Below are 7700 nucleotides of genomic sequence, written 5' to 3'. Positions count from 1 at the left end.
GCGGGGGAACCCAGGGCGCGCCGGCAGGAAACGGTGATTGATTACGATTGGGGGCTTGGAAGCCCGTTCCCGGGCGTGCCGGCGGAGCGCTTCTCGGTGTGCTGGACGGGCAGTGTCCGCTTCGCGCAGGCGGGCGACTATCTCCTGGAAGTGCAGGCGGATGACGCGGTGCGCGTCTGGCTGGATGATGTGCTGATCGCCGATGCGTGGGGCCGGCGGGGCCTGCAGGAACTGCGCCTGCCCGTGCATGTGCCGGCCGGCGAGGAGCACTTCCTGCGCGCGGCATATTACGACCTGGAGGGGACAGCGCGGATCAGACTGCGCTGGCGGCCAGCCCCATAGGGCCTTTCAGCGTTGCGGGTTCTCGTCGGCCGGCTTCTTGCGGATGCCCAGCGCATCCAGCCGATTATTGAGCGCGACGCAGGAGATCAGCGCGGCGAGCGAGAGCCCGAAGGTCATGGCCGGCACCATCAGGATCAGGCTCAGCACAATAACCGTCAGGTTGACGATGCCGATGATGGCACAGAAGAACGGCCCTGCCAGCACCATGAACGCGGCGTTTTTCCAGGCTGTGAGGATTTTAGGCTCGACCTGGACCACAAACATCGGCACCAGGTACACCTGCAGTAAAGCCCAGAACAGCGTGATGCCGATCCAAATGGCGCGCACAAGGGCGGCCCATACGGCGTCAAATTGGCCGTAAAACCAGATGTTGGCGAACAGCAGGAGGCCTACTAGTACGTCCAGCAGTACCAGGGCGGTTCCCCGGAGGAAATACTGCCGGAACCCGTCGAAATAATCCCGGATGGAGATGGCCTTGTCGCGGGCGGCCAGGTCGCACACGTAGTGCAAGGCGACGATGGCCGCCGGCGCGGTGACGACCGGGATGCACAGCACGATCAAGAGGAGGTTGCACACCACAAAGGTGAACAGCTCCTCCCAGAAGATGCGCAAAGCAGACCAGACGGCAATGAAAGCGTCACGAATCCCCAGCATGGCCGGCCTCACGCCGTCGCAGTTTCAGCGACGGGGGTTGGAAGAACCTCTTCCGCCGCAGATCCGCTGTAAATTTGGTCCACGCTACTGCGGAGCTCCGCCGCCATCTGGGTAAGTTCCTGCGAAAGCACTACCAGCTCCTCCAGCGAGACGTTCTGCTCCTCGATGGCCGCGGCTAGTTGTTCGGTGCCGGCGGCGTTCTGCTCTGCAATACTGCTGATTTCGCTCAGGGCTTGGCTGACCTTGGCGATGCGCTCGTTCTGATGCTGGGTGGCCAGGGCGATGCGTTCACTGAGGCTGGCGATCTCCTGAACCTGGGCGAGCGCGGTCGGCATGCCGGCCAACAATTGTTCGATGGCCTTCAGGATATGCTGGCTCTGTTCGGTCACCTCCTCCGTTGCCTGGGCAGAACTGCGCGCCAGTTGGCGGATCTCATCCGCCAGCACGGCGAAGCCGCGGCCGGCGGCGCCGGCGCGCGCCGCCTCCACCGCCGCATTCAGCGCCAGCAGATGCGTCTCATCGGCAAACTTGGCCATCATGGCCACTGTGCGGCGGATGATATCGGAACGCTCGCCCAACTGCTGGAGCGCAGTGCTGGTCCCCTGGATGGCCTGGGCCATAGCGTGCGTTTGGACAACCGACTGGTTGGCGCGTTCGGCGATATCTTGGCTCAACTGTCGAATTTCCCCCATCGATGTGGCGATGGTGGATGTTTCCTCCGCTTGCTTGCCGGCGCCGGCGGCGATGTCCGCCACAGTGGAGCTGATCTGCTGAGAGCTCATCCCCACGCTTTCCATGGCGTTGGCCAATTCCTCCGAAGAAGCCGCCAGGCGCTGAGCCATCTGGTCGAGCTGGGAAAGGGTGTGTGAGAGATATTCCTGCAGTTTCGAGAAGGCCTGTGCCATGAGCCCCAGCTCATCGCGCCGCGAGCCTATGTCCAGGGAGTGGTGCAGGTCGCCGCCGGCGATGGCCTGCATGGCCTCAGCCAGCTTTCTCAACGGCCGGCGGATGTACACTCTCAGCATGAGCCAAACAAGAAGACTGACGCCCACCAGCAGGACTGCGCGCAGGATGATATCGGAGATCATGGAGCGTCGGATGGGTTCCAACAGGGCGGCGTGGTCCATCAAGATTTCCGCTACGGCGGCAACCTGGCCGGCGAAGTCTTTCACGGGGTACAGGTAAACGTAGTATCGGCGTCCGCCCACCGTGGTATAGGTATGTTGGGGAATGCCGCTTTCCGCCATCGTTCGATACAGGTCCAGGTCAATAGCTGGCTGATAGTACTCGCTTGCCGCAATGGGGGTCAGGGAGTTGGGATCGCCGGCGCGCAGGCGCGCCAGGTCAACGGCCAATATCCGTATGCGATACGGGACCTCCTTATCGGAAAAGTTCAGGTCGCGAAGGAGCTGATCAGTGAACGCGATCCCGATCTCCACCGTGCCGATGAAGCGATCCAGATAGAAGACAGGGGCAATGCCCCGGATGGAGAGGCCTGCTCTGCCCCATTCGACGCCGGCGATAGGCTTGCGGTTGGCAATCGCTTCCACCACCATGGGGCGGTCTGCCAGGGAATCGCCGTACTTATCCGGCTGATGAACGCGCAAGAATGAGGTGGACGGCGGCAAGTGAAAATGAAACTGGGCCACGGGGTAGGAAAGGCTGAGCGCCTGCCAGTATGTCTGGGATATTTGCAGCAGGGACTCTCGGTCTTGGTTGGAGAAAGCACCCTGAATGCGTTCATCCAGGGAAATGGCAGTGGCCAGTGTCTGAGCAAGTTCGGCATGCTGTCGGATATGGGCATTCAGGCTCTGTGCAAGCAGGTTTGCCAAGCGCGATTCCTGGCGCTCGACATCGGCGAGGGAGTCGCGGTAGCGCAAGAGAAGGGTGCCGGCCAGCGCCAGAAATAGGGTCAGGACAAATGCGAGCAGGAAGCTGGTGGTGATGCTTCCTGTGAAGCGCTGCCACAGCGTCAGACGAACAGGCTGGGGGGATTTGTTTTCTGCCACCGTCATTGGTCTCTCTCCTTCTCTCTGCTCCGAGGGGTCAGCCTCATGCTGTGCGGGCCGGCATTACTGGCGCCAGATCAGCGGCAGACAGGCACGCTGCGCGCCGCGCGTGGGCGTGGCTGTCGGCGTTGGGCTGGGCGCCGGCGTCATCTCGCGGACAAGTATATCATATGTAATGTCACATCCGCCAACGGCGGGATTGAACTGTGACACTGCGGCGAAGTAGACGCCCGAAGCGGGGCAGATCCACTGGATGGCGGAGGCCGGCGGATTGGTCGGGTCATCGTCGTTTTCGGCGAGGATGGTCACGCCGTCTGGCGCCAGGAGGCGGAGCCGCGTATCATTGATGAGGCCTCCGCCCAGGTTGGCCGTGCGGATGAGGTAGGTACTGCCGGCGAAGGCTGTGAATTTGACATAATCAATGTCGCCGGCCGCGTGGATATTGTGGTGCTGTGGGGTAGCCAGCGGGGAAATCGCGCGGGCCTGGGCCGGCGTGTCGTCCGGCTCATACGCATCGCGACAGGGGACGGGGGTGGCCGTCGCGGTGCTGGTCGGGGTCGGGGTGGGCGCCAGGCGGTCGCCAAAATTGACCTCGATAGAGGTATTGGCAAACACCGGCACCATCCAGTCGTTGGGTGTGGTGGAGATATACCCGGGCGGGTCGATTTCCTGGAGCCAGTATATACTGGGGACGATGTTTTCCATGCGGTACAGGCCGTCGCCGCCGGTGGTCTGGAGCATCATCAGGGCGCCGGCCGGCGTGCGCAGGATGATCTGCGCATTGGGCAGAGGCGGTTCATCATGGTCGCGCAGGCGGTTGCCGTTGATATCGTGCCATACCATGCCGTAGATGTCGCCGGCGCTGCGGGTGGGTGTGGGGGTCACGGTAGGTGTGGGTGTGAAGGTGCGTGTCGGCGTGGGCGTATGGGTTGATGTGCCGGTGGGCGTGATCGTGGGTGTGGGCGTCGCTTCCAGGTAGGTGATGCACAGTTCGGGGCGGTAGCTGAGTTGGGGGTATTCGCTGGAAGCGAGGTTGTACTGGACGGTATGGTCGCCGGCGCCGATCAGGATCACCCCGTGGTTAGCGGTAGGGTCATTCAGCCATACCATCACATCGGACGTCAGGTCGAGGGCCAGCCACTGGCCGGCGGCATCCATCTGTCCCTGCGCAGAGGGGGTGCCGGCGCGGTCCAGCGGCACATGATCACAGCCTGGCAGTTCCCAAGGTTGGGCCATGACCGCTTCTCGCCAGGTCACGTCGGATTCCAGCCACATTTTGTGAATGCGGAAGAGCCGTACCTGCATGGGGTAGGCCGGCGTGGAAGTGTAGGTGACGTACAGGCGCAGGACAGCCTGAGTGACGGTGATATCCATCGGCAGGCTGGGCATTTGAAAGCGGATGAGGGAGCGGCGGGAGCCGTCGGAGGCGATGCGCAGGGATGGATCGCTTCCTGTGTTCAGGGAGTCGGAGTAGCGGTTGATGTCGGCGTCGTCGGTGCCGCGGTAGCCGCTGACGTCCTGGCGCAGGCAGACGGTGATGGACGGGCCGGCGGCAGGTTGAGGCCGGGGCAGGGATGGAGGGGGCGGTAATGCGGATGTGTTGAGCTGGCCGGCGAGGCATATTGAGAGCAGGATGAGGGTGCCGGCCAGCGGTGGGATCCGGCGGGACATGCCGCGGCTCTCCATTGCCTGGGTTCGGATGCGAAGGTAAGTATAGCGAGGCGCGATGTGGATGTCAAGCCGGCCTGGCAGGGCTGTACTTTTCGAACGGATGTTCTGACAGCAATCTTTGTAGCAATCTGGTGGAAAGATTCTGGGTAAGTCCTGCACACCCCGATCAGAGACCCACGACATATAGGGGCATCAAGGTCGGGCGCCGGCACCTGTAGGATCGCAGGGCAACAAAAAGGTGGGCCGCAGAGGAATCGAACCCCTAACCCGCTGATTAAGAGTCAGCTGCTCTGCCAGTTGAGCTAGCGGCCCACAACTAAATATAGTGCACCACCGTGCTTATACCACTGTATATAGTAGTTCCCTACTCCTTTTCCCCCTGTCGGGCCTGTATGGAAGTGTTGTCAAAGTGTTGTCAAAATGTTGTCAGAACATCCGTTCGAAAAGTACAGCCCCGCCAGGGCATTTCGTTACAATCCGATTATACCGCGGATCCCGGGGCTGTCAAGCCCTCCGATAGCTTGTTTATGGTCACCTCTGCGTCCCGCAACCCGCGCGGTGGTGAGTTTGCAGTAGCACCCCCCATACACCTGGAACTGTCGCCATTCCATTTAGCTAATGCCCCGCGCATTCTTCCAGGCTATCCCCACGCGCAAGGCAATCCCTTGCTGGCCTTTCAACCTCTCGGGGACGGGTAGCAATCCATTCCCTCTAACTTCCCTGCAAAAGGATCGCGATGTAATCGTAGCCCGGGCTACGTTCCTGGAAAAGGATGTGTTTCTCGGCAAACTTCGCCCGATCCCACGTGCCATCATCGTAACGTTGGTAAAGTTCCTCGTAGGGCGTGGCGGAAATGATAAACGCATCCAGCGTGACATTTGAGGGGCCTCCGTGCCTGGCCAGCTCCTCCGCCAGTTTTGGAAGCCGTTCATGCAGGCGTGCCTTCTCGTCGTGGATGTAGGCCTTGGCATGCAGCATGCCGTGCGGTTCGACAAAGATGATCCGCTGGCTGTTGGATTGTTCGTCCAGCTCCCAGAGGATAAAATCCGGATAGAAGCCGGTGTTCTCAAAGAAGCCCACACCCTTGCCTCGAGTCAGGTTGCGTAACACATATACTTCCTGCTTGGCCAGTGCCCCGTCTTTTTCCGTCTCCCAGTAATCCCTCAAATCGCGCACGAACTGGGCCTCGCTTTTGTTGAGCGCAGGGGGGATGGTTTGCAGTTGTTCCACCTCTTGCACCAGCAAGGGAAGATAGAGATGACGGTCAAAGTAAATGCGGGGCAGTTTCTCGTTTTCCGCTCGATAAAGACGCTCGGATTCTTCGATCAACTTCTGGATGGCTTGTCTGAGCTCCTCATCGGAGCGTTTCACCTTGACGATGTAGGCCGCTTTCCTCTCGGAAAGCCGGTCTTTGTTGAGGGCCAGGTTGGGGTCGTTTTCGTCCAGTGGACGATACGCCATTGTCTGGGTTTCCCAACGCTCCCGACGGCGGCGGTAAAAGGTGTCCAGGTACTTGCGCAGGATGTTGCTCACAGCCTGCTGCAATAGCTCCCGTTCGGCAAAGTTCCTGGGGCGCACCACCGTTTCATCGGCAACCAGGGTGTAATCAATTTGCCCCATGAGTTTGCGCGGCGTCTCCGGGTGGATGATCAGATTACGCCAGCCTTTGCGTGTTTTGTAGTGCAGCAAATCCAGATACACCTGTTCCCAATCCACCAGCGCCAAACTGTCGGGCGGGATTGTGCGCTCTGCTCCCGCCCGCGCCTGCACATCGTGTAATCCGGTGGCCGTGCTGGCCATGGCCTGCACCTTGACGGACATGTCCACATGCACTTTGATGTGCTCATCGTGCTCGAGGACCAGACGTTCTTCGGCCACAAAGTCGCGTCCTTCCGGCGTGCGTGGGATGAGCAGGTCTTTCTTGAGAGCAGGTTCATTGATCCAGGTAAAGAGGGGCAATTCGATAACCGGCTCGGTTTCGACGCCCTCGCGTTCGAGATACTCGCGGAATTGGGCCATATAGTTGGCGCGCACGGCGAAGATGTTCAGCGTCTCCAGGAGGCTGATGTGCTTGGGATGCGGGCCGTCTAAAACGGCGGAGCGCTTCAGGCTGAAACCCTTGCCTTTCAACCGCACGCCGCGGCCGAATAATTGGATGATCTGAGAACCCTCGCTGCGCCCAATATTGAGCAGTCCCATGGTGGAGACCCGCCACGAATTCCACCCCTCCATGAATTTCTTCGCGCCGATGAGCACGTGGATGTGGGAATCCGGTTGGTTGATGTCGTTGAAGAGCGATTGACCAACGGCATCTTCTTCCAGGGTAATTTCCGGTGCCTGCTCCTCGACCAGTTTCTTGAAAGCCGAAGTGTCACCGATGTAGATGACGCCAAAATAACGCTCCGCGCCGGCGGCTTTCAGCCCGATCTCGCCAGCGCTGCCGCGAATATCGGCCAGGTGCAGCCCGCCGCTGGTCGCAGTATGGAAAATCCGCCGCAGGATATCCGTGTAAAGGGTTGCTGGCGTGAGCCCCAGTTCTTTCAGGTACTTGAAGCGGTCGATGAACACATCCGCCCCGTCCGGCCCGCACAGGCCACTTCGTCCTTTCAGCAGGTTCTCCATGGTTTCCTGCGCCCATCGCTTATCATTCAGCACATGGTGCAAGAACCGGGCAACGGTGAGCACATCGCTGCGCTTCTGTCCGCCTTTTGTGTACACCGCGTTGACCGTGCTGCCCACAAAGACCCAGAGCGGCTTTTCCAGGTTGTAAGGGCGCAGCTCGGCCGCCTGCTCCTCGTACAGGCGCAGTTGCTCGTAGAAGGAAAGCAGGTTGCCCAGCAACAGGGTTTCGGTGTGTTCCGGCCGGCCTTCGTCCCGCAAATTGAGGATGCGAAAGTCCTTGCCGAAGCCATCGCCGTAAAAGTAGCGGTAGGAGTAGTCAAAGACGATGGCCTTGCCGTACTCCTTCGTGAGTTCATCGTCTCCGGCGGCCGAGAGGGCTTGCCCAAAGGTGGCGCTGTATTC

At 60.4% G+C, this 7700-nt stretch carries 5 protein-coding genes and 1 tRNA gene; 1 reads left to right on the top strand and 5 read right to left on the bottom strand.

From position 1 onward, the window contains the following. Positions 1–342: glycosyl hydrolase (locus H5T60_09210; GenBank protein ID MBC7242608.1), on the top strand; the 342-nt coding region annotated here is incomplete at its 5' end. Positions 343–348: 6 nt separating this feature from the next. On the opposite strand, the gene H5T60_09205 is transcribed toward H5T60_09210, so the two are convergent. From H5T60_09205 to H5T60_09185, 5 genes are all read right to left on the bottom strand, one after another. Beyond that, positions 349–996 carry a DUF624 domain-containing protein gene (locus H5T60_09205; GenBank protein MBC7242607.1) on the bottom strand — a complete coding sequence of 216 codons (648 nt, stop codon included), beginning with the start codon at positions 994–996 and terminating at the stop codon, positions 349–351. A gap of 8 nt (positions 997–1004) precedes the next feature. After that, positions 1005–3011 carry a methyl-accepting chemotaxis protein gene (locus H5T60_09200; protein ID MBC7242606.1) on the bottom strand — a complete coding sequence of 669 codons (2007 nt, stop codon included), beginning with the start codon at positions 3009–3011 and terminating at the stop codon, positions 1005–1007. 57 nt (positions 3012–3068) lie between these two features. Beyond that, positions 3069–4676, bottom strand: coding sequence for a DNRLRE domain-containing protein (locus tag H5T60_09195; protein ID MBC7242605.1), 1608 nt, complete (start codon positions 4674–4676; stop codon positions 3069–3071). Between the two features lie 239 nt (positions 4677–4915). Continuing rightward, positions 4916–4988: transfer RNA gene (locus H5T60_09190), tRNA-Lys, on the bottom strand. Positions 4989–5387: 399 nt separating this feature from the next. Continuing rightward, positions 5388–7700: restriction endonuclease subunit R (locus tag H5T60_09185; protein MBC7242604.1), on the bottom strand; the 2313-nt coding region annotated here is incomplete at its 5' end.

The sequence above is a fragment of the Anaerolineae bacterium genome (genome assembly GCA_014360855.1).
In the GTDB taxonomy this organism is placed as follows: domain Bacteria; phylum Chloroflexota; class Anaerolineae; order JACIWP01; family JACIWP01; genus JACIWP01.
This window is presented reverse-complemented; position numbering and strand designations above follow the sequence as displayed.

What these genes read in the sequence shown, in the direction of transcription:
- H5T60_09205 (MBC7242607.1), bottom strand. Translation starts at nt 996, where the DNA reads ATGCTGGGGATTCGTGACGCTTTCATTGCCGTCTGGTCTGCTTTGCGC.
- H5T60_09195 (MBC7242605.1), bottom strand. Translation starts at nt 4,676, where the DNA reads ATGTCCCGCCGGATCCCACCGCTGGCCGGCACCCTCATCCTGCTCTCA.
- H5T60_09200 (MBC7242606.1), bottom strand. Translation starts at nt 3,011, where the DNA reads ATGACGGTGGCAGAAAACAAATCCCCCCAGCCTGTTCGTCTGACGCTG.